Origin of the sequence: Halodurantibacterium flavum (genome assembly GCF_042681825.1) — a bacterium.
Classification (GTDB): domain Bacteria; phylum Pseudomonadota; class Alphaproteobacteria; order Rhodobacterales; family Rhodobacteraceae; genus Halodurantibacterium; species Halodurantibacterium flavum.
In genome coordinates this window covers 276,565-297,324 of record NZ_JBHUGH010000001.1, presented here as the reverse complement: position 1 = coordinate 297,324, position 20,760 = coordinate 276,565, and the positions used below count along the sequence as shown (strand labels likewise).

20 protein-coding genes and 1 riboswitch are annotated in these 20,760 nt (G+C 66.5%); of the genes, 15 read left to right on the top strand and 5 right to left on the bottom strand.

What is annotated here, in order from left to right:
* Positions 1 to 98: 98 nt before the first annotated feature.
* The 11 genes from ugpB (at position 99) to ACFSGJ_RS01285 (ending at position 12,869) form a co-directional block, all read left to right on the top strand.
* Entirely contained in the window at positions 99 to 1,406 is a 1,308-nt protein-coding gene (gene ugpB / locus ACFSGJ_RS01335; protein ID WP_390258831.1) for a sn-glycerol-3-phosphate ABC transporter substrate-binding protein UgpB, read from the top strand.
* A 69-nt stretch (positions 1,407 to 1,475) separates the two neighbouring features.
* On the top strand, positions 1,476 to 2,357 hold the full coding sequence (gene ugpA / locus ACFSGJ_RS01330) for a sn-glycerol-3-phosphate ABC transporter permease UgpA (RefSeq protein WP_390258829.1): 882 nt from the start codon (positions 1,476 to 1,478) through the stop codon (positions 2,355 to 2,357).
* Between the two features lie 8 nt (positions 2,358 to 2,365).
* A complete protein-coding gene (gene ugpE, locus ACFSGJ_RS01325; RefSeq protein WP_390258955.1) occupies positions 2,366 to 3,202 on the top strand; it encodes a sn-glycerol-3-phosphate ABC transporter permease UgpE in 837 nt (278 codons plus the stop codon).
* Positions 3,202 to 4,221: a sn-glycerol-3-phosphate ABC transporter ATP-binding protein UgpC gene (gene ugpC / locus ACFSGJ_RS01320; RefSeq protein ID WP_390258827.1), complete on the top strand. Its 1,020-nt coding sequence runs from the start codon at positions 3,202 to 3,204 to the stop codon at positions 4,219 to 4,221. The genes ugpE and ugpC overlap by 1 nt, the downstream gene beginning before the upstream one ends.
* Before the next feature lie 275 nt (positions 4,222 to 4,496).
* A complete protein-coding gene (locus ACFSGJ_RS01315) occupies positions 4,497 to 4,736 on the top strand; it encodes a hypothetical protein (protein ID WP_390258826.1) in 240 nt (79 codons plus the stop codon).
* Between the two features lie 474 nt (positions 4,737 to 5,210).
* Positions 5,211 to 6,806, top strand: a complete 1,596-nt coding sequence (locus tag ACFSGJ_RS01310; protein ID WP_390258824.1) for a peptide ABC transporter substrate-binding protein — start codon at positions 5,211 to 5,213, stop codon at positions 6,804 to 6,806.
* 52 nt (positions 6,807 to 6,858) lie between these two features.
* On the top strand, positions 6,859 to 7,782 hold the full coding sequence (gene oppB / locus ACFSGJ_RS01305; protein ID WP_390258822.1) for an oligopeptide ABC transporter permease OppB: 924 nt from the start codon (positions 6,859 to 6,861) through the stop codon (positions 7,780 to 7,782).
* A 10-nt stretch (positions 7,783 to 7,792) separates the two neighbouring features.
* Positions 7,793 to 8,926, top strand: a complete 1,134-nt coding sequence (locus ACFSGJ_RS01300) for an ABC transporter permease (RefSeq protein ID WP_390258821.1) — start codon at positions 7,793 to 7,795, stop codon at positions 8,924 to 8,926.
* Position 8,927: 1 nt separating this feature from the next.
* On the top strand, positions 8,928 to 10,547 hold the full coding sequence (locus tag ACFSGJ_RS01295; protein ID WP_390258819.1) for an ABC transporter ATP-binding protein: 1,620 nt from the start codon (positions 8,928 to 8,930) through the stop codon (positions 10,545 to 10,547).
* Between the two features lie 140 nt (positions 10,548 to 10,687).
* Complete coding sequence (locus ACFSGJ_RS01290; RefSeq protein WP_390258817.1) at positions 10,688 to 12,136, top strand: aldehyde dehydrogenase; 1,449 nt, start codon at positions 10,688 to 10,690, stop codon at positions 12,134 to 12,136.
* A gap of 124 nt (positions 12,137 to 12,260) precedes the next feature.
* Positions 12,261 to 12,869, top strand: coding sequence for a hypothetical protein (locus ACFSGJ_RS01285; RefSeq protein WP_390258815.1), 609 nt, complete (start codon positions 12,261 to 12,263; stop codon positions 12,867 to 12,869).
* On the opposite strand, the gene ACFSGJ_RS01280 is transcribed toward ACFSGJ_RS01285, so the two are convergent.
* The 4 genes from ACFSGJ_RS01280 to ACFSGJ_RS01265 all read right to left on the bottom strand — a co-directional run bounded on the left by ACFSGJ_RS01280 (position 12,857) and on the right by ACFSGJ_RS01265 (position 16,973).
* A complete protein-coding gene (locus ACFSGJ_RS01280) occupies positions 12,857 to 13,843 on the bottom strand; it encodes a FecCD family ABC transporter permease (RefSeq protein ID WP_390258953.1) in 987 nt (328 codons plus the stop codon). The genes ACFSGJ_RS01285 and ACFSGJ_RS01280 overlap by 13 nt on opposite strands.
* A gap of 105 nt (positions 13,844 to 13,948) precedes the next feature.
* Positions 13,949 to 14,884, bottom strand: coding sequence for an ABC transporter substrate-binding protein (locus ACFSGJ_RS01275; protein WP_390258814.1), 936 nt, complete (start codon positions 14,882 to 14,884; stop codon positions 13,949 to 13,951).
* Between the two features lie 15 nt (positions 14,885 to 14,899).
* Positions 14,900 to 15,670, bottom strand: a complete 771-nt coding sequence (locus tag ACFSGJ_RS01270; RefSeq protein ID WP_390258813.1) for an ABC transporter ATP-binding protein — start codon at positions 15,668 to 15,670, stop codon at positions 14,900 to 14,902.
* 108 nt (positions 15,671 to 15,778) lie between these two features.
* Positions 15,779 to 15,969, bottom strand: a riboswitch (cobalamin riboswitch).
* 59 nt (positions 15,970 to 16,028) lie between these two features.
* Positions 16,029 to 16,973: a substrate-binding domain-containing protein gene (locus ACFSGJ_RS01265; RefSeq protein ID WP_390258811.1), complete on the bottom strand. Its 945-nt coding sequence runs from the start codon at positions 16,971 to 16,973 to the stop codon at positions 16,029 to 16,031.
* A gap of 137 nt (positions 16,974 to 17,110) precedes the next feature.
* Here ACFSGJ_RS01265 and ACFSGJ_RS01260 point away from each other — a divergent pair, with 137 nt between their 5' ends.
* Genes ACFSGJ_RS01260 through ACFSGJ_RS01250 form a run of 3 tightly spaced genes read left to right on the top strand, consistent with a single transcriptional unit; the run spans position 17,111 to position 19,306 of the window.
* On the top strand, positions 17,111 to 17,749 hold the full coding sequence (locus tag ACFSGJ_RS01260; protein WP_390258951.1) for an ABC transporter permease: 639 nt from the start codon (positions 17,111 to 17,113) through the stop codon (positions 17,747 to 17,749).
* Positions 17,746 to 18,477, top strand: coding sequence for an ATP-binding cassette domain-containing protein (locus tag ACFSGJ_RS01255; RefSeq protein ID WP_390258809.1), 732 nt, complete (start codon positions 17,746 to 17,748; stop codon positions 18,475 to 18,477). Before ACFSGJ_RS01260 ends, ACFSGJ_RS01255 begins: the two co-directional genes overlap by 4 nt.
* Before the next feature lie 19 nt (positions 18,478 to 18,496).
* A complete protein-coding gene (locus tag ACFSGJ_RS01250) occupies positions 18,497 to 19,306 on the top strand; it encodes an ABC transporter substrate-binding protein (RefSeq protein WP_390258807.1) in 810 nt (269 codons plus the stop codon).
* Between the two features lie 4 nt (positions 19,307 to 19,310).
* On the opposite strand, the gene ACFSGJ_RS01245 is transcribed toward ACFSGJ_RS01250, so the two are convergent.
* Positions 19,311 to 19,916 (bottom strand): glutathione S-transferase family protein, encoded by a 606-nt coding sequence (locus tag ACFSGJ_RS01245; RefSeq protein ID WP_390258805.1) that lies wholly within the window; start codon positions 19,914 to 19,916, stop codon positions 19,311 to 19,313.
* Positions 19,917 to 19,985: 69 nt separating this feature from the next.
* Here ACFSGJ_RS01245 and ACFSGJ_RS01240 point away from each other — a divergent pair, with 69 nt between their 5' ends.
* Complete coding sequence (locus ACFSGJ_RS01240) at positions 19,986 to 20,690, top strand: helix-turn-helix transcriptional regulator (RefSeq protein WP_390258803.1); 705 nt, start codon at positions 19,986 to 19,988, stop codon at positions 20,688 to 20,690.
* The last annotated feature ends 70 nt before the right edge of the window (positions 20,691 to 20,760 follow it).

Sequence of the window (20,760 nt, the reverse complement as noted above, 5' to 3'; positions counted from 1 at the left end):
CAGTGCGCGATATCCGCAAAACGCCGCTGAACCGAACAGCATCGGTGGCAAGTCGAGGGCGCGGGCGTCGCGTCAGCGCATGTTCTTTTGGGGGACCCATGAAATACAGCATCTTCGCTTCCGCGATCCTCGCAACCCTGATCCCGGCGGCGGCCTCGGCCCAGACCGAGATCCAGTGGTGGCACGCCTTCACCGGCCGTCTGGCCGAACTGCTTGACCAGCATGTGGCCGATTTCAACGCTTCGCAGTCCGATTACGTCGTTGTCGCGACGCCCAAGGGCAACTATTCCGAGGCGCTGAACGCCGGTATCGCCGCCTTCCGCGCGGGCGAGCAGCCCCATATCCTGCAGGTGTTCGAGGTCGGCACCGCCACGATGATGGGCGCGCGCGGCGCGATCAAGCCGGTCTATGAGGTGCTGGAGGAAAGCGGACTGCCCTTCGACCCCGCCTCTTACCTGCCGGCGGTGACGGGCTATTATACCACGGTCGAGGGGCAGATGCTGTCCTTCCCCTACAACTCCTCCACCCCGGTGATGTATGTGAACCGGACCCTCTTTGAGGAGGCCGGCGTCGACCCGGATACGGACCTGACCACCTGGGAACAGGTAGATGAGGTTCTCACGCAGCTTCAGGACGGCGGGCTCGACTGCCCCTTCACCACGACCTGGCAGAGCTGGGTGCATCTGGAAACGCTGTCCGCGCGCCATGACCAGCCTTTCGCGACGCAGGAAAACGGCTTTGCGGGCTTTGACGCCGAGCTCGTCTTCAACGATGCACTGCAGGTCGCGCATATCGAGAAGATGGCCGAATGGGCGCGGGACGGAAAATTCGTCTATGCCGGTCGCCGCAGCGAGCCGGGCGCGAGCTTTCGCGCGGGCGACTGCGCGATCATGACCGAAAGCTCGGCCGGTTACGCGGGTGTCAAGGCCGAGGCCGATTTCGAGTTCGACATCCACCAGCTGCCCTATTGGGGCGATGCCGAGGGCGCGCCGCTCAACTCGATCATCGGCGGGGCCTCGCTCTGGGTGATGGCGGGCCATGACGACGCGGAATATCAGGGCGTCGCGGCCTTCCTCAGCTATCTTTCGTCGCCCGAGGTGCAGGCCAAGTGGCATCAGGACACGGGCTATCTGCCGGTCACGCAGGCCGCCTATGACCTGACGCGCGAACAGGGTTTCTACGAGGCGAACCCCGGCACCAACATCGCCGTCGAACAGATGAGCGCGACCGAGCCGACGGCCAATTCCAAAGGCATCCGCCTTGGCAACTTCGACCAGATCCGCACGATCATCGACGAAGAGCTGGAGGCTGTATGGTCCGGCGACAAGTCGGCGCAGGATGCGCTCGACACCGCGGCCGCCCGCGGCAACGAGCTGCTGCGCCGCTTCGAGCAGGCCAACCGCTAACGTCAGACCCACCTGTCACAGGCGCCCCGTCCCGGGCGCCTGTGCTTTTGCGATTAGCTCGAGGCGATCATGGAAAAGCAGGTCACATTTCGCGGCACCGCCCTGCCCCTGTTGCTGCTGGCGCCGCAGATCCTTGTGACGCTCGTGTTCTTTTTCTGGCCGGCGGCCGAGGCGATCTGGCAGTCGCTCTTCATCCCCGATCCGTTCGGCCTCTCGATGCAATATGTGGGTCTGGGGAACTTCGAATACCTGCTGAACAACCGCTATTATCGCGCGGCGTTCTGGACGACGGCGGTGTTCACCGTCTCGGTCACGGTGCTGACGATGGTCGTGGCGCTGTGGCTCGCGGTGATGGCGGACCGGCTGATCAAGGGCTCCGGGGCCTATCGCACGCTGCTGATCTGGCCCTATGCGGTGGCGCCGGCGGTGGCGGGGGTGCTGTGGCTTTTCATGTTCAATCCGCGGGTGGGCGTCGTCGCCTGGTATCTGGCGCAGGGCGGCTATCGCTGGAACCATGTGCTCGATCAAGGGCAGGCCATGACGCTGGTCGTCGTCGCCTCGGCCTGGGGGCGAATCAGCTACAACTTCCTCTTCTTCCTTGCGGCGCTGCAGGCGATCCCGCGATCGGTGATCGAGGCGGCGGCAATCGACGGGGCGCGGTTCTGGACGCGGTTCCGCACCATCGTTCTGCCGCTCCTGTCGCCAGTGACGTTCTTTCTGCTGGTCGTGAACATCATCTACGCCTTCTTCGACACGTTCGGGGTGATCCACACGATCACCGGCGGCGGCCCGCAACAGGCCACGACGACGCTGGTCTACAAGGTCTATGCGGATGGGTTCGTGGGGCAGGATCTCGGTGCCTCGGCGGCGCAATCGGTGATCCTGCTGGTCCTGGTCGCAATTCTGACGGTGATCCAGTTCAAGTATATCGAACGCAGGGTGCATTACTGATGGCGGGTATGGTCGAACGCCGGGGCCTTGGCTACTGGCTCACGCATCTGGGGCTGATCCTCGGGGTCGCCATCATCTGTTTCCCGATCTGGCTGGCCTTCGTCGCCTCGACCGTGACGGCGCCCGAGATCGTGCGCCCGCCGATGCCGCTGCTGCCCGGCAGCCACATGATCGAGAATTACCGGCAGGCGATCTTTTCCGGCGTCAACGTGCCGGTCTGGCGGATGCTGTTCAACTCGGCGGTGATGGCGCTGGGGATCACCTTCGGCAAGATCGTGATCTCGCTCCTGTCGGCCTTTGCCGTCGTCTATTTCCGTTTTCCGGGGCGGCCGGTCTTTTTCTGGCTGATTTTCCTCACGCTGATGCTGCCGGTCGAGGTGCGGATCGTGCCCACCTACGAGATCGTCGCGGGCCTTGGCCTCCTGAACAGCTATACCGGGCTGATCCTGCCTTTGATCGCATCGGCCACGGCGACCTTCCTCTTTCGCCAGTTCTTCCTCACCATCCCGGACGAACTGGCCGAGGCGGCGCGGGTCGATGGCGCGGGCCCGATGCGGTTCTTCTGGGACATCCTTCTGCCGATGAGCCGTACGAACATCGCGGCGCTGTTCGTGATCCTCTTCATCTATGGCTGGAACCAGTATCTCTGGCCCCTTCTTGTGACGACGAACCCGCAGATGAACACCGTTGTGATGGGCATCCGGCAGATGCTGCCCTCGGGCGACGACATCGCGAACTGGCCGGTCATCATGGCGACCGCAATGCTGGCGATGCTGCCGCCGGTTCTGGTGGTGATCCTGATGCAGAACCTGTTCGTCCGCGGCCTGACAGAAAGCGACAAGTGATGGCAACGCTAAGCCTTGAGAACATCCGCAAGACCTATGGCAAGACCGAGGTGGTGCATGGCATCTCGCTCGATGTCGAAGAAGGAGAGTTCGTCGTCATCGTCGGGCCGTCGGGCTGCGGGAAATCCACCCTTCTGCGCATGGTCGCGGGGCTGGAGACGATCACGGCGGGCGAGTTGCGGATCGGCGGCGAGCGGGTGAACGAGCGGGAGCCGATGGACCGGGACATCGCGATGGTGTTCCAGAACTACGCGCTTTATCCGCATATGACGGTGTTCGAGAACATGGCCTATGGGCTGCGGATCGCGCGAACGCCCCGGGCCGAGATCGACCGGAGGGTGCGGCAGGCGGCCGAGATGCTGCAGCTCGAGCCCTACCTTGCCCGCCGCCCGCGCGAATTGTCCGGCGGGCAGCGGCAGCGGGTCGCGATGGGCCGGGCCATCGTGCGCAAGCCGCGCGTCTTTCTGTTCGATGAACCGCTGTCGAACCTTGACGCGAAGCTGCGCGTGCAGATGCGGCTGGAGATACGTGCGCTTCAGCGCGAACTCGGGGTTACGGCGCTTTACGTCACCCATGACCAGGTCGAGGCGATGACGCTGGCCGACCGCATGGTGGTGATGAACGGGGGCCACGCGGAGCAGATCGGCGCGCCGCTCGAGGTCTATCGCGCGCCGAACACGACCTTTGTCGCGGGCTTCATCGGCTCGCCGCCCATGAACCTTTTGCCGGGCGCGTCGCTGGGGCACCCGGCGCCCCTGGTGGGCCTTCGGCCCGAACATCTGCGCGTCGGCGCGCCCGCGCGTCTGACCGCGACCGTCCGCTATGCCGAGGCGCTTGGGGCGGAAACGCTCATTCACATGATGCTGGACGGGGGCAGCCCGGTCTGCCTGCGGATCGAGGGTCAGATGATACCGCCAGAGGTCGGCGTGCGTCTGCCGCTGGTCTTCGACGATGCCGATCTTTGTCTCTTCGGCGCGGATGGACAGCGCCTGCCGCAACCGGTCCACCTGTCCGCCTGACCCGCCTGGCATTGACCCCGTCCCCCGCGCCGGGAGGAGCGATCGCGGGAAACGGGGCTCGCGGACCTGTCAGCAGGGTCCTTCATGCATCAAGCCTGCGCCCCGCTTCCGCAGCGGTCAAGCGGCGTGACCCCGGCCGTCGCCCGCCCTGCCCCTGCTTTGCCGACTGCCCGCAAATTCGGCGAGGTTCGCGGGCCTCTGCCGTCTCGGGGCGCAGCAACCGGACCTTGCCATCGGGTGCGTGCGCTATATCCTGATATGAAAAGGGGCCCCGGATGAATGAATATCACGACCGCTTGACCGAGATGCGGCGGGGTTTGCCGCCCGCGCTGTCCGAAAGCATGGCGCGGCACGAGGAAAACCTGCTGGCGCTCGTCGCCTCGATGAACTCGGCCGGTTTCGGTGAGGCGGATATCCGCGCCTGCGTGCAGCAGCTTCTGCAGGTCTATGAGGCAGAGCTGGTCCAGGTTCTGACCATTCTTCGCGAAGAAGGCGCAGACGATCACCGCGCCTGACGAAGCGATCCGGCTGGCGGCGCTGGAGAATTTCGGCCGGCTCATCACGGTCGCAGGGGTGCCGAACCTCGGTGTGACGGCGAGCTTCGACGTCAGCCCCCGCCGCGGTGGATTCGAGAATATCGCCGCCTGAATCGCCTCCGCCGACAGCACCCTTTTACGCCGCGAAATCCGGGGGCCGGATTCGCATTGTTCTGGATGCAGGGGCCGAATGCCAAAGTCACTGATGCGCAAAAATCTGCCGACGGGCGGATGCCCATAGGGTAATAAAATTGCCCGCCGGGTCGCGTCCTGGCACGCCTCTCGAACACTTTTGCCATTAAGCGTGCAATAACCGCTCTTTGCTGTCCGGCAGCACGGGCACGGGGACGGGCCTTTTCAACCTGACCTTGCGTCACGCGCGTAAAACGGCTTGCAGCATCGCGCGCAGGGTGCATGATCGCCCGATCAAAAAAGTCCAAGTGGGAGATTACCATGATCAGTTTCCGCCCCCGCGGTCCGGTTCGGGCCGCTGTTTGTTCGTTGGCAATGCTGCTCGGGGGCACTGCGCTTGCCTCGGCCCAGGTTACGCTGGTGCGTGGCAACGACACCGACCCCGCAACGCTTGACCATCACAAGACCTCGACGGTCTCGGAATCGAACGTGCTCCGCGATCTTTACGAAGGACTCGTGGTCTATGATGCCGAGGCCGAGATCATCCCGGGTGTCGCCGAATCCTGGGAGGAATCCGAGGACGGCCTCACCTACACCTTCACGCTGCGTCAGGATGCGCAGTGGTCGAACGGCGATCCGGTGACCGCGCATGATTTCGTCTTTGCCTATCGCCGCATCATGACCCCGGAAACCGCTGCCGGCTATGCCAGCATGCTGTTCCCGATCCTGAACGCCGAGGCGATCGCGACCGGCGGCATGGACCCCGAGGAACTGGGCGTCGAGGCGCTGGACGATCACACGCTCCAGATCACGCTGAACAACCCGACCCCCTATTTCATCGAGCTTCTGACCCACCAGACCGCGCTGCCGATGCACCCGGCCTCGGTCGAGGAGCATGGCGCGAACTTTACCCGCCCCGGCAACTTCGTCACGAACGGCGCCTACATGCTGGAAAGCTTCGTGCCGAACGACCGGATCGTGATGGTCAAGAACCCGAACTTCCACGCTGCCGATGAGGTTCAGATCGACCGCATCGAATGGACCCCGTTCGAGGACCGCGCCACCTGCCTGCGCCGTTTCGAGGCCGGCGAGGTCCATATCTGTTCCGACGTCCCCGCCGAGCAGATGGCCTATATGCGCCAGAACCTGGGCGAGCAGCTGCGCATCGCGCCTTATCTCGGCACCTATTACCTGCCGATCAAGACCACCAATGAAGGCCCGCTCTCGGACCCGCGCGTGCGTCAGGCGATGTCGATGGTGATCGACCGCGACTTCCTTGCGTCCGAGGTCTGGCAGGAAACCATGCTTCCAGCCTATTCGCTCGTGCCGCCGGGCATCGCGAACTATACGGATGGGGTCGAACTTCCCTATGCCGGCGATGACCTGCTGGACCGTGAGGACGAGGCGCTCGCGCTGCTGGAAGAGGCGGGCGTCGCACCGGGCAGCCTGACGATCGAGCTGAGCTACAACACCTCGGAAAACAACCGCAACACCATGGCTGCGGTGGCCGACAACCTCAGCGCCATCGGCATCAACGCGACCCTGAACGAAATGGAAGGGTCGGGCTACTTCAACTATCTGCGCGAAGATGGTCCCTTCGACATGGTGCGCGCGGGCTGGATCGGCGACTATAACGATCCGCAGAACTTCCTCTTCCTGTTCCAGACGGGCGTGTCCTTCAACTATCCGCGCTGGTCGAACGAGGAATACGATGCCCTGATGGCACAGGCCGCCGAAGAACTGGACCTCGAGGCGCGGGCGGAAATCCTCGCTGATGCCGAGCGGCTGTTCCTGGAGAACGTTCCGGCCATTCCGATCCTTTACTACTCGTCGCGCGCGCTGGTTTCCGACCGCGTCGCCGGCTGGGAGGACAACCTGATGGACGTGCATGGCACGCGCTTCCTCTCGCTGAACTGACCATGAAAAAGGGGCGGGCCCGCTGCGGCCCGTCCCTACGGAAGGAAACAAGATGCTGCGCTACACCCTGCGCCGACTGGCCAGCGCCATTCCGACGATCTTCATCATCGTCACGCTGTCCTTCTTCATGATCCGGCTGGCGCCCGGTGGCCCGTTCGACCTCGAACGCCCCATCGACCCCCTGATCATGGCGAACCTGAACCGGGCCTTCAATCTCGATGCGCCCCTCTGGTCGCAATACCTGACCTATCTGGGCAACCTGATGCAGGGCGATCTGGGTCCGAGCTTCACGCGCCGCGACTTCACGGTGAACGATCTTTTCGCCGCCGGTCTGCCGGTGTCCATCCTGCTCGGCTCGCTCGCACTTTTGCTTGCGGTGGTGCTGGGGGTGATCTTTGGCGCGCTGGCGGCGCTGCGGCAGAACACGTCGCTTGATTACGCGATCGTCGCGCTGGCGACCTTTGGCATCACGACGCCGAATTTCGTGGTCGCGCCGCTCTTGTCGCTGTTCTTTGGCGTGGTGCTGGGGCTGGTGCCGGCCGGCGGCTGGTCATCGGCGAACCCGGCCTATTGGGTGCTGCCCATCGCGACGCTGGCACTGCCGCAGGTGGCCGTGATCGCGCGGCTGGTGCGCGGCGCCACGATCGAGGCGCTGCGGTCGAACCATGTGCGCACGGCCCGCGCCTATGGCCTGCCCGCCCGGACGGTGGTGGTGAAACATGCGCTGCGCGCGGCGATGCTGCCGGCGGTATCCTATCTCGGCCCAACAGCGGCGGGGCTGCTGACCGGGTCGGTGGTGGTCGAAACGATCTTCGGCATCCCCGGGATCGGCCGCTATTTCGTGCAGGGCGCGCTGGGGCGCGACTATACGCTGGTGATGGGCACGGTCGTCGTGATCGCAGGCTTCATCGTCGTCTTCAACCTGATCGTCGATCTGCTCTATACGCTGCTCGACCCGCGCGTGCGCTACGACTGAGGGGACCGCGATGACCATTACACCCGATCCCGCAGCGATCATCGAGGCGCCCGTCTCGGGCCGCTCGCTCTGGCAGGATGCCTGGATACGGCTGCGCAAGAACCGCGCCGCCGTCGTCAGCGCCGCCGTGCTGATCTTTCTCGCGCTCGTGGGGACGTTCGGCCCCATGTTGCATGTCCATTCCCATGACCGGGTCTATCCGCAATTCGTGCGCGTCCCGGCCAGTCTCGAGGCCTATCCGCGGGCGGAAAACGTCCTGCCCAACTTTGAACGCGAACTGGCCCGGACCCGGATCGCGCCCACCTCGGAACCCGAGATGGAGAACGGCACGGTCACCGTCTCGCTCGCCTCGGACGAGCCGATCGACCCGCGCATCCTGCGCTATTTCGAACGCTCGGATCTCTTCTTCAACCCGCGGCTCGACCTTGCGCCGGGCGGGCAGAGCGGGACGCTCTCGGCCGATGTGCAGCAACTCTATTTCCTGTTCGGCACCGATGCGCTGGGGCGTGACCTGCTGGCGCGGGTGATGATCGGGGTGCGCATCTCGCTTGCCATCGGGCTTCTGGCCTCGGTCATGGCGCTGGTGCTGGGCGTGGCGTATGGCGCGACGGCGGGCTATCTCGGCGGGCGCGTCGACAGCGTGATGATGCGGGTGGTCGACATCCTCTATTCGCTGCCCTTCATCTTTTTCGTCATCCTGCTCGTGGTGTTCTTCGGGCGAAGTATATTCATCATCTTCATCGCCATCGGCGCGACCGAATGGCTGGATATGGCGCGGATCGTGCGGGGGCAGACGCTCTCGCTCAAGCGGCAGGAATTCGTGCAGGCGGCCGAGGCGCTGGGGGCCACGAAGGGCGGCATCCTGCGCCGGCATATCGTGCCGAACACGCTCGGTCCCGTGGTGGTCTTCGTCACGCTGCTGGTGCCCAAGGCGATCCTGCTCGAAAGCCTCCTGTCCTTCCTCGGGCTCGGGGTGCAGGAACCGCTCACCTCGCTGGGCCTCTTGATCTCGGAAGGGGCGCAGAACATGCGTGGCGCGTCCTGGCTGCTGATCTGGCCGGCCCTGACGCTGACGACCATCCTTTTCGCGCTGAACTTCCTGGGCGACGGGTTGCGCGACAGCCTCGATCCGAAGGACCGCTGAGATGACCGAAACACCTCTTCTCGACATTCGCGGGCTACGCGTCACCTTCGACACGAATGACGGCCCGGTCGAGGCCGTGCGCGGCATCGACCTGAGCGTGGCCAAGGGTGAAACCGTGGCCATCGTCGGCGAAAGCGGATCGGGCAAAAGCCAGACCACGATGGCGCTGATGGGCCTTCTGGCGCGGAACGGACGCGCTACGGGCAGCGCGCGCTATCAGGGCGAGGAACTGATCGGCCTGTCCGAACGCGACCTGAACCGCATCCGCGGCAACAAGATCACGATGATCTTTCAGGAACCGATGACCTCGCTCGACCCGTTGTACCGGATCGGCGAGCAACTGGCCGAACCGCTGCGTCATCACCGGGGCCTGTCGCGCCGCGCGGCGCGCCCGCGCATCATTGAACTGCTGCGCCTTGTGGGCATCCCCGAACCCGAACGCCGGATCGACAGCTACCCGCACGAGCTTTCGGGAGGTCAGCGCCAGCGGGTGATGATCGCCATGGCGCTGGCCTGCGACCCCGACATCCTGATCGCGGATGAACCGACGACGGCGCTCGATGTGACGATCCAGGCGCAGATCCTCGAATTGCTCGCCGATCTGCAGACGCGGCTTGGCATGGCGATCCTTTTCATCACCCATGACCTCGGCATCGTGAAACGCTTTGCAGACCGGGTCTACGTCATGCAATCCGGCGAGGTCGTGGAAGAGGGCGAGACACAGGCGCTTTATGCCGACCCGCAGCATCCCTATACGCGGATGCTGCTGAACGCCGAACCCGAGGGGCGCAAGGCCCCGCCGCCTGCCGACGCGCCCGCGCTGATCGAGGCGCGTGATCTGGCCGTCACCTTCCATTCGGGCGGCGGGCTTTTCACCAGGGCCCGCGAGGTGCGCGCGGTCGACCGGATCTCGCTGCGGCTCGCCGAGGGGCAGACGGTCGGTCTGGTCGGTGAAAGCGGGTCCGGCAAATCGACTGCGGGCCGGGCCATCCTGCGACTTTTGCCAAGCGCGGGGCTGGTCAGCTATCGCGGACGCGAACTGCCGCAGGAAACCGGCAAGCTGCGCCCCCTGCGGCGGGAATTGCAGCTGGTCTTTCAGGATCCCTTCGGCAGCCTCTCGCCGCGCATGACGGTCGGGCGGATCATCACCGAGGGGCTGATGATCCACGAACCGGGCCTGTCGGGCAAGGAACGCGACCGCCGCGCCGCCGCAGCCTTGGAAGAGGTCGGCCTCTCCGCCGCCATGCGCAACCGTTACCCGCACGAATTTTCGGGCGGGCAGCGGCAGCGGATCGCGATCGCGCGCACCATGATCCTCAAGCCCAAGGTCATCGTTCTGGACGAACCGACCTCGGCACTGGACCGTTCGGTGCAAAAGCAGATCGTGGACCTTCTGCGCCGGCTGCAACAGGAACACGGCCTCACCTATCTCTTCATCAGCCATGACCTTGCGGTGGTGCGGGCGCTGGCCGACCATATCGTGGTGATGCGTCAGGGCCGGATAGTCGAGGAGGGCCCGACCGATGTCGTCTTTGACCGGCCGGCCGAGGATTATACCCGCGCCCTGATGGCCGCGGCGCTCGACACCCGGCCCTTCGGAACCCGCGCGCCGGCGGCCTGACCGCCGGGCGGGGGCCGTCTCCTCTCTCTCCCGGTTCCGTGCCGGACCTTGGGTCGCACCGGGGTTGGCATGGACCGGCGGACCCTTATGTCTGCCTGTGAACGGTCGGCCACCCGCCGGCCCACGAGAGAGGAGATCCCATGCACAAGACCGAGCTTTTCATCGACGGCACCTATCGCGCGGCCTCGGACGGCCAGCGGTTCGAGCGGGCCAACCCGGTGACCGGCAAGGCCGTGACCAGCGCCGCCGCCGCAACCACCGCCGATGCAGAGGCGGCCGTCGCCGCGGCGGCCCGGGCCTTTCCGGAATGGGCGGCGGTGGCGCCGGGCGAACGGCGCAAACTGCTGCTCAAGGCGGCGGACTCTCTGCGCGGGCGTGCAGACGACATCGTGGCCGCGATGAAGGACGAGATTGGCGCGACCGAGGCATGGGGGCGTTTCAACGTCCAGCTTGCCGCCGAGATGCTGGTCGAGGCCGCGGGCCTCGTGACCCATATCCGCGGCGAGATCATCCCGTCCAACCGGCCCGGCAGCACGGCGATGGCCGTGCGCCAGCCGGTGGGCGTCGTCCTGTCGATGGCGCCCTGGAACGCGCCGGTGATCCTCGGGGTCCGGTCCCTTGCGACGCCGCTGGCCTGCGGCAACACCATCGTGATGAAGACGTCAGAACTTTGCCCCCGCACCCATTCGCTGATCGTCGAGGCGGTGGCGGAAGGTCTGCCCAAGGGTGTGCTCAACGCGATCTCGAACGCGCCGAACGATGCGGGCAAGCTGGTGGAGACCATTATCGCGCAACGCGCGGTGCGGCGGGTCAACTTCACCGGCTCGACCCGGGTGGGGCGGATCATCGCGGAAACGGCCGCGCGCCATCTGAAGCCCGCGCTGCTGGAACTGGGCGGCAAAGCGCCGCTGATCGTGCTCGACGACGCCGATATCGACGCGGCCGTCGCCGCGGCGGCCTTTGGGGCCTACATGAACCAGGGCCAGATCTGCATGTCGACCGAGCGGATCATCGTGACGCCCGGCGCCGCCGACCGGTTTGTCGAGGCGTTCGCGGAAAAGGTCCGCACCTTGACGGCCGGTGACCCGTCCGAGGCGAAGGCACCGCTCGGCTCGCTCGTGACCGCCGAGGCGGCGGGCCGCATCCGCGAGATGATCGAGGATGCACAGACCAAGGGCGCCCGCCTCATCGCCGGAGGTGAGGGAGAGGGCACGATGCTCGACGCGGCGGCGCTGGATGGTGTCACGCCCGAGATGCGCCTTTATGGCGAAGAGAGCTTTGGCCCCGTCGCCGCGATCATCCGCGCCGAAAGCGTCGATGACGCCGTGCGGATCGCGAACGATACCGAATTCGGTCTTTCGGCGGCGGTGTTCGGGCAGGATCAGGCGCGGGCAATCGAGGTCGCCCGGCGGATCGAAAGCGGCATCTGCCATGTGAACGGGCCGACCGTCCATGATGAGGCGCAGATGCCCTTTGGCGGGGTAAAAGAGTCCGGCTATGGCCGGTTCGGTGGCACGGCCGGTATCGCCGAGTTCACCGAACTGCGCTGGATCACGACCCAGAACGGGCCGATGCACTATCCGATCTGACCGGTTCCGGGATGGGCGAGAGATCGCCCATCCTTTGCCCCCCGCGCCACCGTGATTTGTCTGCGGCCCCAATCACGCGTAGACCACGGCGGCGGGCAGCGATGCCCGTTCAGCCGGAGGGGTCATGAAAATTCGCGGCTTTGCCTTTGCCCTCGCGGCGGTCTCGGTCCTGACGCAGCCCGCGGCCGCCTATGACAGTCCGATGTTCGAGGAGAGCCATGCGCGCTCGGTCTTCGCCTTTGGCGGCGCGCTGACCCGGGGCAACATGCACCAAAGCGCAGTCGCGCCCGGCGTGGGCTATGAACGCAATGTGGTGGTTGGACTCGGGTTCCAGCAGTTTCCGTTCGAGCGCGGGCAATTCGCGCTCGGCTGGGAAATCGGCGGCGCGGGCCGGTTCGGCGGCGGCGTCACCGGTGAGCTTTGGGGCGGCGCCGTCCTGCGGCACAAGGGGTTCGCCGTCGCGCCCGACTACCGGCTCGGCACCGCGATGACCGTCGGCCTCAGCCATATCAGCAGCACCCATCGCGGGCGGGAACAAGAGCTTGAGGCGCGGTATGGCGGCAATGCGCGGACGCTGTTCTACCTCGGCCCGGAACTCAGCCTGTCGAGCACCGACGCGCCCGAGCGGGAGATCTTCTGGCGGCTTCACCACCGGTCCGGCGGAGGGCGCACGCTGGGCAACATGTATGGCGCGGCCAATGCCAATGTGATCGGCCTGCGTTACCGGTTCTGACGCCGCAGGAGCCAGATAAAGAACACGCCCCCCACAAGCCCCGTGACGATGCCGATGGGCATGTCCTCGGGGCGCATCAGGGTGCGGGCGGCGATATCGGCCCAGATCAGGAACACCGCCCCCGCCAGCATCGCGGCCGGGATCACCCGCGCCGTATCGCCGCCGACGATCAGGCGCACGATATGCGGCACCATCAGGCCTACGAAACCGATGATCCCCGAAAAGGCGACCATCACGCCGGTGACCAGCGCCGAAACCACAAAGACCGCCAGCCGGAACCGCGCCGCCGGAATTCCCAGCGTCGCCGCCGTCTCGTCCCCGATCGTCATCGCGTTCAGCGGCCCTGATACGGCCCTCAGCCAGAGGCCGGCGCCGGCCAGCACCAGCGCCGGCCAGATCAGGTGCGACCATTGCGCAAGGCCAAGGCCGCCCAGCATCCAGAAGATGACCGTATGCGCCGCGCGTGGATCGCCCAGAAAGATCAGGATATTGGCCAGTGCCATCACGATGAACGACACCGCCACCCCGGTCAGCACCAGCCGGTCGGCGCTGGCGGCGCGGGCAAAGGACGCCACCGCCAGAACCAGGCCCGCCGCAGCGAGCGCCCCCAGAAACGCAAGCAAGGGCACCGTCACCGGTCCCAGAAACATCCCCGTGTGCAAAAGCGCCAGGATCGCGCCAAAGGCCGCCCCCGAGGATATGCCCAGAAGATGCGGATCGGCGAGCGGGTTACGCGTCACCGATTGCAGCACGGTTCCGGTAAGGGCCAGCCCCGCCCCCACCAGCGCGGCGAGCAGCACGCGGGGCAGTCGCATGTCCCAGACGATCGCTGCGCGGCCCGGCGACCACCAGGGGTCGATCCATCCCGGCGCGATCTTGTCCAGAACCACACCCCACACCGTCCAGAGCGGCACCTGCACCGCCCCGATGCTGACGCCCGCCGTGACCGACAGAAGCACCGCCGCAATGCCCATGAGCCACAGGCCCGCGCGCCGTCGCTGACCGCTGCGATGGTGCAGCGCGGCGTGGACGACCGCCTCGGCGGTCCGGTCTGCCGGAGGGGCTTGCCGGTTCATCGCTCAGCCGCCGCGGAAAGCCTTGGCGAGCTTGCGCACCGCCCGGATGTTGCGCGGACCGGGCGTCGCCTCGACATATTCCAGCACCACGAAGCGGTTGTTCATGACCGCGTCGACATGGGCAAAGGCAGGGTTCGACCGCAGGAACGCGATCTTCTGATCCGCCGTCACCTCGCCATAATTGACGATCACGATCACCTCGGGGTTGCGCTCGACCACCGGTTCCCATGCGACGCGGGTCCAGCTCGTCTCCACGTCATCCATGATGTTGCGTCCGCCCGCGGCCTCGATCATCGCCGTGGGCATCGCATAGCGGCCCGAGGTGAAGGGTACGTCCTCGCCGCTGTCATAGACGAAGACGCGCAGCGGTTCCCCTTCGGGAATGGTGGCGGCGATCTCGGCCAGTTCGGCCTCCCATCCGGCGATGAGTTCCTCCGCCCGCGCCTCTTCGCCGAAGATCAGGCCGAGGTTGCGGATGTCGTTGAACATGTCCTGCATCGCGATCCGGTCGCGGGGCATGATGTGGATGCAGCTTTCGGTCAGCTCATAGACCTGGATGCCGAACGGGGCGAGCGTGTCGGGCGTGACCTCGCCGCCGACGCTCATGCCGTAGTTCCATCCGGCGAACCAGAAGTCGAGATCCGCGCCCACCAGAACCTCGCGCGGAGGGCGGCGCTCGGCAAGCTCGGGCAGTTCGGCCACGTCGGCCCGCATTTCCTCATCCAGCTTGTTCCAGCCGGAAATGCCGGTGTAGCCCACCATCCGGTCGGCGAGGCCCATGACCAGCATCATCTCGGTCAGGTTCACATCCTGCGAGGCCGCGCGGGACGGCGGTGCCTCAAAGGTGATTTCGCGGTCGCAGCTTTGCACAGTGACGGGATGCGCCAGCGCCGGGGAGGCAAGGAACAGGGCGGCGAGCCCGGTCAGAACAGGTTTCATGCGGTCTCTCAAGGATCAGTGGGACAGGGAAAAATCGAACCGCGCGCGCATGTCGCGTGGTGTGGCCGTGACGCCGAAGGCGCGGGCGATCAGGTCAGGGGTCAGCACATCCTCGACCGGGCCGAAGGCCAGCGCCTGCCCGCCCGCCAGAACCAGCAGGTCATCGGCGAAATCCGCCACGAGGTTCAGATCATGGAGCGAGGCGACAACCGTCGCCCCCAGACCCCGGACAAGGCGCAGCACCTCCAGCTGATGGCGGATATCGAGGTGGTTCGTGGGCTCGTCGAGCACGATCAGACCAGGTTCCTGCGCCAGCGCGCGCGCGATCATCACGCGCTGCCGTTCGCCCCCCGACAGCGTGCCGAAGGCTCGCGCCGCCAGATGCCCAAGCGAGAGGCGCTCCAGCGCGTGATCGACCAGATGCGCGTCATGGGCCGAGGGCCCGGCGAAACCGCGACGATGGGGGCCACGCCCCAGCGCCACGATCTCGGCCACGGTCAGGGCGAAATCGGTGGGTTGTTCCTGCAGGACCGCCGCCACCCGTCGCGCGACCTGCCGCGCGGGCAGCGCGTTGATGTCGGTGCCGTCCAGCAGGACACGCCCGGCTTCCGGGCGGTGAAAGCGATAGATCAGCCGCAGAAGGGTCGACTTCCCCGCGCCGTTGGCGCCCAGAACCCCCAGAACCCGGCCGGGGGCAAGATGCAGCGACACGGGGCTCAGGATGCCCCTGCCCCAGCTGACGGCGTCAAGCTCCAGCGCGGCGGGCTGCGGTGGCGGGCAGCTCATGCCCGTGACCTCGGGCGCGCTGGACCGTTATCGGCCGGGTAAGGAAAAACATCGGCCCCGAGGGACGCACGGATCGTCATTCTGCCTCCTCCGGACGCCCCGCCCGGGTCTGTTTCGCACGGGATGGCAGGTCTCCTGGCTCGCGGGTCACGGCACCTCCCTCCTTCCCGGCCGGGGCCAGTGGTTTGGGGGCACTCTCCGCTTACAGTTGCGGGGGCAGCACCGGAATTGGGCGAAAGGTCCGCACCGGTTTCCCTATTCTCCCGGCGGGGCCGGGCACCATCGCCGCCTGCCTAGCACGCGCCTGCCGCCGCCGCCAAGAAAAATCGCGGCCCCGATACCCGGGCTTGCGCGGCGATCAGCCGTTCCAGAGGACGCGCCCCAGCTCGGTGAGGTCATAGCCGCCCAGATGTTCGGCGCGGCGGGCGAAGGGGGAGGAACGGGCGAAGGCCAGCAAGGTCTGAATGGGCGGCTCGAAATACTCGCGCCGGGTCATGGCGAGGTCAAAGCTCTCGTCGGTGACGAGCGGGAGGAAACCCAGATGCCCGGCAGCCGCCTGGAGGCCGATACCGCAATCCGCCTCGCCGGTCTCGATAAGCGTGGCCAGGTCGGCATGCGTCTCGGCCGGGCGGTCCAGGGTGGTCAGATCGGCCATCGTCAACCCGTCGCGCGCCAGCAGCACCTCGAACAGCCGGGTCGAGCCCGCGCCGCCTGCGCGCGTGGCAAAGCGCAGGCCGCGCCGTGCTGCGTCCTTCAACCCCTTTATCCCCAGCGGGTTTCCTGCGGCGGTGATCAACCCCTGCGTCCGGCGCGCCCAATGGATCAGGACATGACTGGTGCCGGGCAGGTGCGACCGGGCGGCGGCGCGGTTCCATTCGCCCGTATCCGGGTCAAGCAGGTGGAGCCCGGCCAGCACCGCGCGCCCCGCCGCCAGATCCTCAAGCCCCTGGCTCGATCCCCGCGCCAGCACCGCCAGCCCGCTGCCCGACTGGCGCAGCGCCCATTCCAGAAGCGGGTCGTTCGAGCCGGCATAGATCGGCGGGGCCGAGGCGATGCCCGCAGCGGGCAGTTCGGTCTGGGCTTCCAGCCAGGCATCGACCAGCCGACGGGGAAACAACAGTTTGCCGGTGGCGCGGCTGAACGGAATCGTCTGGCGCGCAACCATCTCGTAGATCGTGCGCTCCTTCACCCGCAGATAGTCGGCAACCTCTCCGGTCGTCATCAGCGACGAGGAGGTGACCCGCACATCTGCAAGATCGGCTGCGCGCGAGGTCGCTTCGACCTGTGGATCCTGCATTTTCATGCAATCTCCTGCACTGGTTACATGTTTGCATTCTACTTTGATTTCTGATCCTTTTCTACTGCCTTAAGCAAGGATTTTCCGTGGACGGCCCGGTCGCAACCGCCTTCAGCCTGATCTCCAGCTGGGATCCCGTCCTGATGCAGATCATCGGGCTGTCCTTGCGCGTAACGCTGACCGCCGTGCTGATCGCCTGTGCGGTCGGCCTGCCCCTGGGCGCTGCGCTGGCGCTGGCGCGGTTTCCGGGGCGCGGCGCGGTGATCGTACTGTTCAACGCGCTGATGGGCCTGCCGCCGGTCGTGGCGGGGCTTGTCGTCTACCTGATGCTGTCCCGGTCGGGGCCCCTCGGGGATCTCGCACTCCTGTTCACGCCCACTGCAATGGTGATCGCCCAGACGGTGCTGATCCTGCCCATTATCATCTCGCTGACCCGCTCGGTGGTCGAGGATCTCTGGGCCGAGTATCGGGAGCAACTCCGCTCGCTCGGCGCCAGCCGGCTGCGCGCGGTTCCGACATTGCTCTGGGACGGGCGCGTCAGCCTGCTGACCGGCGTGCTGGCCGGCTTCGGGCGCGCCAGCGCCGAGGTCGGCGCGGTGCTCATCGTGGGCGGCAACATCGCGGGCCATACCCGCACCATGACCACGGCGATCACGCTGGAGACGAACCGGGGCAATCTCGGCCTCGCCGTGGCGCTGGGGATCATCCTGCTCGCGCTTACCCTGACGCTGAACGCCGCCGCCTGGGGGGCCGGGCAATGGGCACGGGGGCGGCTGGGATGAGGGCAGCGCGCGATGTTTCCACCTCGATCCTTCCGCTGGCGCTAAAGGATGTGGGCTATGCCGTGGGGGGAAAGCCGCTCCTGTCCGGCCTCACCCTGCGCATCGAGGCCGGGCGGCGGCTGATCGTGATGGGCGCGAATGGCGCGGGCAAGAGCCTGTTCCTGCGCCTCTGCCACGGTCTGATCGACCCGACCGCGGGTCGCCGCATCTGGGCCAGCGGCGAGGCGCGCGCCGAGGCGCAGGCAATGGTGTTCCAGCGCCCCGTCCTGCTACGCCGTTCGGTTGCGGCGAACCTCGACTATCCGCTGGCGCTGAAGGGCATGGCGTCCGCCGCGCGCCATGAGGCCGTCGCCCGCACGCTGGACCGTTTCGGGCTGACCCCGCTGGCAGACCGCCCTGCCCGCCTGCTGTCCGGGGGCGAGCAGCAGCGCCTTGCGCTCGCCCGCGCCTGGGCGATGCGCCCGCAGGTGCTGTTTCTGGACGAGCCCTGCTCGGCCCTCGACCCCTCGGCCACGCGGATCATCGAGGAGATGGTCGCGCAATTCTCGGAGGAAGGCATCACCATCGTGATGAGCACCCACAATCTGGGCCAGGCCCGGCGTCTGGGTCAGGACGTGGCCTTCCTCCACCGCGGCCGGCTGATCGAGCACCGATCTGCGCCTGCGTTCTTCGCGGGGCCGGAGACCCCCGAGGCCCGCGCATTCCTCGCGGGCGATCTGATCTGGTAACCACAAAAGGGAGAGAGAGATGACCCTCACCCGCCGCTTCATCCTGTCCGCTTCAGCGCTGACGATCGTCGCGGCCCTGCCCGCCGCGGCACAGGACTTCATCACCGTGGCCTCCACCACCTCGACCGAGAACTCGGGCCTCTTTGCACATATCCTGCCGATCTTTCAGGAGGAGACCGGGATCGAGGTCCGTGTCGTGGCGCAGGGCACGGGTCAGGCGCTGGAAACCGCGCGGCGCGGCGATGCCGACGTGGTCCTTGTCCATGCCCGCGCGCAGGAAGAGGCGTTCGTCGCCGAGGGCTACGGCGTGCAGCGCTTCGACGTCATGTATAACGACTTCGTCATCGTCGGCCCGGCTGAAGACCCCGCGGACCTGCGGGATGCCGCTGATGCCGCCGCCGCCATGGCTGCCATCGCGGGCGCGGGGGCGTCCTTCGCCTCGCGTGGGGATGATAGCGGGACCCATGCCGCCGAGCAAACCCTCTGGGCCGCTGCCGGGGTCGAGCCGACAGGCCGCTGGTACCTGTCCACCGGCTCGGGCATGGGCGCCACGCTCAACACCGCCGCCCAGCTACCCGCCTATGCCCTGACCGACCGCGGCACATGGCTGAGCTTCGAGAACCGCGGCGACCTGGAAATCGTGTTCGAAGGCGACCCGGTGCTGTTCAACCCCTACGGCGTCATCCTGGTGAACCCCGAACGCCACCCGCATGTGAAGGCCGACCAGGGGCAGGCCTTCATCGACTGGCTCGTGTCACCGGAAGGACAGGCCGCAATCGCAAGCTTCACCGTGGGCGGCGAACAGCTGTTCTTTCCCTCGGCCGGGTGATCGCTCAGGCCCCTTTGGCCGCGCTGTCGCGCGCCGCAGTCCGCGCAACCGAAGGTCGCGCCCCGCATCGCGCGACCCAATCCTGCAGCGCGGGGATTTGCGGCAACAGGTCTGGGAACCACAGGAACGGGCCGCTGCACAGCAGGTCGGCAGCCGAATACTCCTGCCCCAGCAGATAGGGCTGGTGCGACAGCGTCTCTTCCAGCCGTGCGATCATCGTCTGGAAATCGCGCAGGCTCGCAGTGACCGCCGGGTGCGAAAGCTGCGCCCAGTGCAGGATGATGACCGGTTCCATCACGCCCTGATAGTAAAAGAGCCAGGACAGATAGGCCCCCCGGCCAGGCTCACCGTTCAGCGGTCCCATCCGGGCCTCCGGGTAGCGGTCGGTGAGGTAGAGCATGATCGCGCCGCGCTCGCGGATCGTATCCGACCCGTCCACCAGCAGCGGTACCTTGCCCTCGGGATGCGGGTTGCGGGGGTCGGTGCCCCCGGACCCGTCCTGCCGGGGGATCGTGACCTCCTTGATTTCGATATCGTCGGCACCGAGTTCATCGATCAGCGTCACAATGACGGACGAACGGCTGATCGGGGCGTGATAGAGGGTCGGCATCGGAAACTCCTTCATTCTGACCATGCCCCGGTATAACGTCGCCATGCTGACAGAACGCGGCAGGATGTCATGGCCCGGACCGACCGGCTGATGCGGCTGATGGATGTGTTGCGGCGCCTGCCGCAACCGGTGACGGCGGCACGTCTTGCCGAGGAAACCGGCGTATCGCTGCGACAGCTTTACCGCGATATCGCGACGTTGCGGGCCGGCGGGGCGCTGATCGACGGGGCGGCGGGTGTGGGCTATGTCCTTACCGAAGACACTGCACTGCCACCGCAGAGCTTTTCCCGGCTGGAGATCGAGGCGCTGATGCTGGCGCTCAGCGGGCTCGAACATATCGGCGATGCCACGCTCAGCCGGGCGGGACAGGCGGCCATGGCGCGTATCATCGCGACGCTGCCGGACGCGCAGGCCCGCCAGGCCATGCATCGCGTGATGCGGAGCTGGCGGCGCGCAGATCAGCGGCCCGCCGTGACCATCGACATGGACCTGTTGCGCGCGGCCTGCTGGGAGGAATTCAGCCTGCGCATCCGCTATCGCGACCTTTCCGACCGCGTGACCGAGCGGGAGATCTGGCCGCTGGGCCTGTCCTATGGCAGCGATGCGCTGACGTTGCTGGCCCATTGCCGGTTGCGCGGCGACTTCCGGATTTTCCATGCGAACCGGATCGAGGCGCTTGTCCGCGGCGGAGAAAGCTTTCGCCCACGGCGTGCGGGTCTTTTGCGGGACTATATCGCGGGGCGCGCCGACACATCGGGCACGACGCGGGGCTGACCGCCATCCCCTTGGTCATCGGGCGCCCATATGGCAGTCCGAAATGCGCGATACGACTCATTTGATCCGC

Coding starts and splice junctions, on each gene's coding strand:
- ACFSGJ_RS01270 (WP_390258813.1), bottom strand. CDS start 15,670: ATGAGCTGCCCGCCACCGCAGCCCGCCGCGCTGGAGCTTGACGCCGTC.
- ACFSGJ_RS01290 (WP_390258817.1), top strand. CDS start 10,688: ATGCACAAGACCGAGCTTTTCATCGACGGCACCTATCGCGCGGCCTCG.
- ugpC (WP_390258827.1), top strand. CDS start 3,202: ATGGCAACGCTAAGCCTTGAGAACATCCGCAAGACCTATGGCAAGACC.
- ACFSGJ_RS01310 (WP_390258824.1), top strand. CDS start 5,211: ATGATCAGTTTCCGCCCCCGCGGTCCGGTTCGGGCCGCTGTTTGTTCG.
- ACFSGJ_RS01265 (WP_390258811.1), bottom strand. CDS start 16,973: ATGAAAATGCAGGATCCACAGGTCGAAGCGACCTCGCGCGCAGCCGAT.
- ACFSGJ_RS01255 (WP_390258809.1), top strand. CDS start 17,746: ATGAGGGCAGCGCGCGATGTTTCCACCTCGATCCTTCCGCTGGCGCTA.
- ACFSGJ_RS01295 (WP_390258819.1), top strand. CDS start 8,928: ATGACCGAAACACCTCTTCTCGACATTCGCGGGCTACGCGTCACCTTC.
- ACFSGJ_RS01280 (WP_390258953.1), bottom strand. CDS start 13,843: ATGGGCATTGCGGCGGTGCTTCTGTCGGTCACGGCGGGCGTCAGCATC.
- ACFSGJ_RS01240 (WP_390258803.1), top strand. CDS start 19,986: ATGGCCCGGACCGACCGGCTGATGCGGCTGATGGATGTGTTGCGGCGC.
- ACFSGJ_RS01260 (WP_390258951.1), top strand. CDS start 17,111: ATGCAGATCATCGGGCTGTCCTTGCGCGTAACGCTGACCGCCGTGCTG.
- oppB (WP_390258822.1), top strand. CDS start 6,859: ATGCTGCGCTACACCCTGCGCCGACTGGCCAGCGCCATTCCGACGATC.
- ACFSGJ_RS01315 (WP_390258826.1), top strand. CDS start 4,497: ATGAATGAATATCACGACCGCTTGACCGAGATGCGGCGGGGTTTGCCG.
- ACFSGJ_RS01245 (WP_390258805.1), bottom strand. CDS start 19,916: ATGCCGACCCTCTATCACGCCCCGATCAGCCGTTCGTCCGTCATTGTG.
- ugpA (WP_390258829.1), top strand. CDS start 1,476: ATGGAAAAGCAGGTCACATTTCGCGGCACCGCCCTGCCCCTGTTGCTG.
- ACFSGJ_RS01300 (WP_390258821.1), top strand. CDS start 7,793: ATGACCATTACACCCGATCCCGCAGCGATCATCGAGGCGCCCGTCTCG.
- ACFSGJ_RS01275 (WP_390258814.1), bottom strand. CDS start 14,884: ATGAAACCTGTTCTGACCGGGCTCGCCGCCCTGTTCCTTGCCTCCCCG.
- ugpB (WP_390258831.1), top strand. CDS start 99: ATGAAATACAGCATCTTCGCTTCCGCGATCCTCGCAACCCTGATCCCG.
- ugpE (WP_390258955.1), top strand. CDS start 2,366: ATGGTCGAACGCCGGGGCCTTGGCTACTGGCTCACGCATCTGGGGCTG.
- ACFSGJ_RS01250 (WP_390258807.1), top strand. CDS start 18,497: ATGACCCTCACCCGCCGCTTCATCCTGTCCGCTTCAGCGCTGACGATC.
- ACFSGJ_RS01285 (WP_390258815.1), top strand. CDS start 12,261: ATGAAAATTCGCGGCTTTGCCTTTGCCCTCGCGGCGGTCTCGGTCCTG.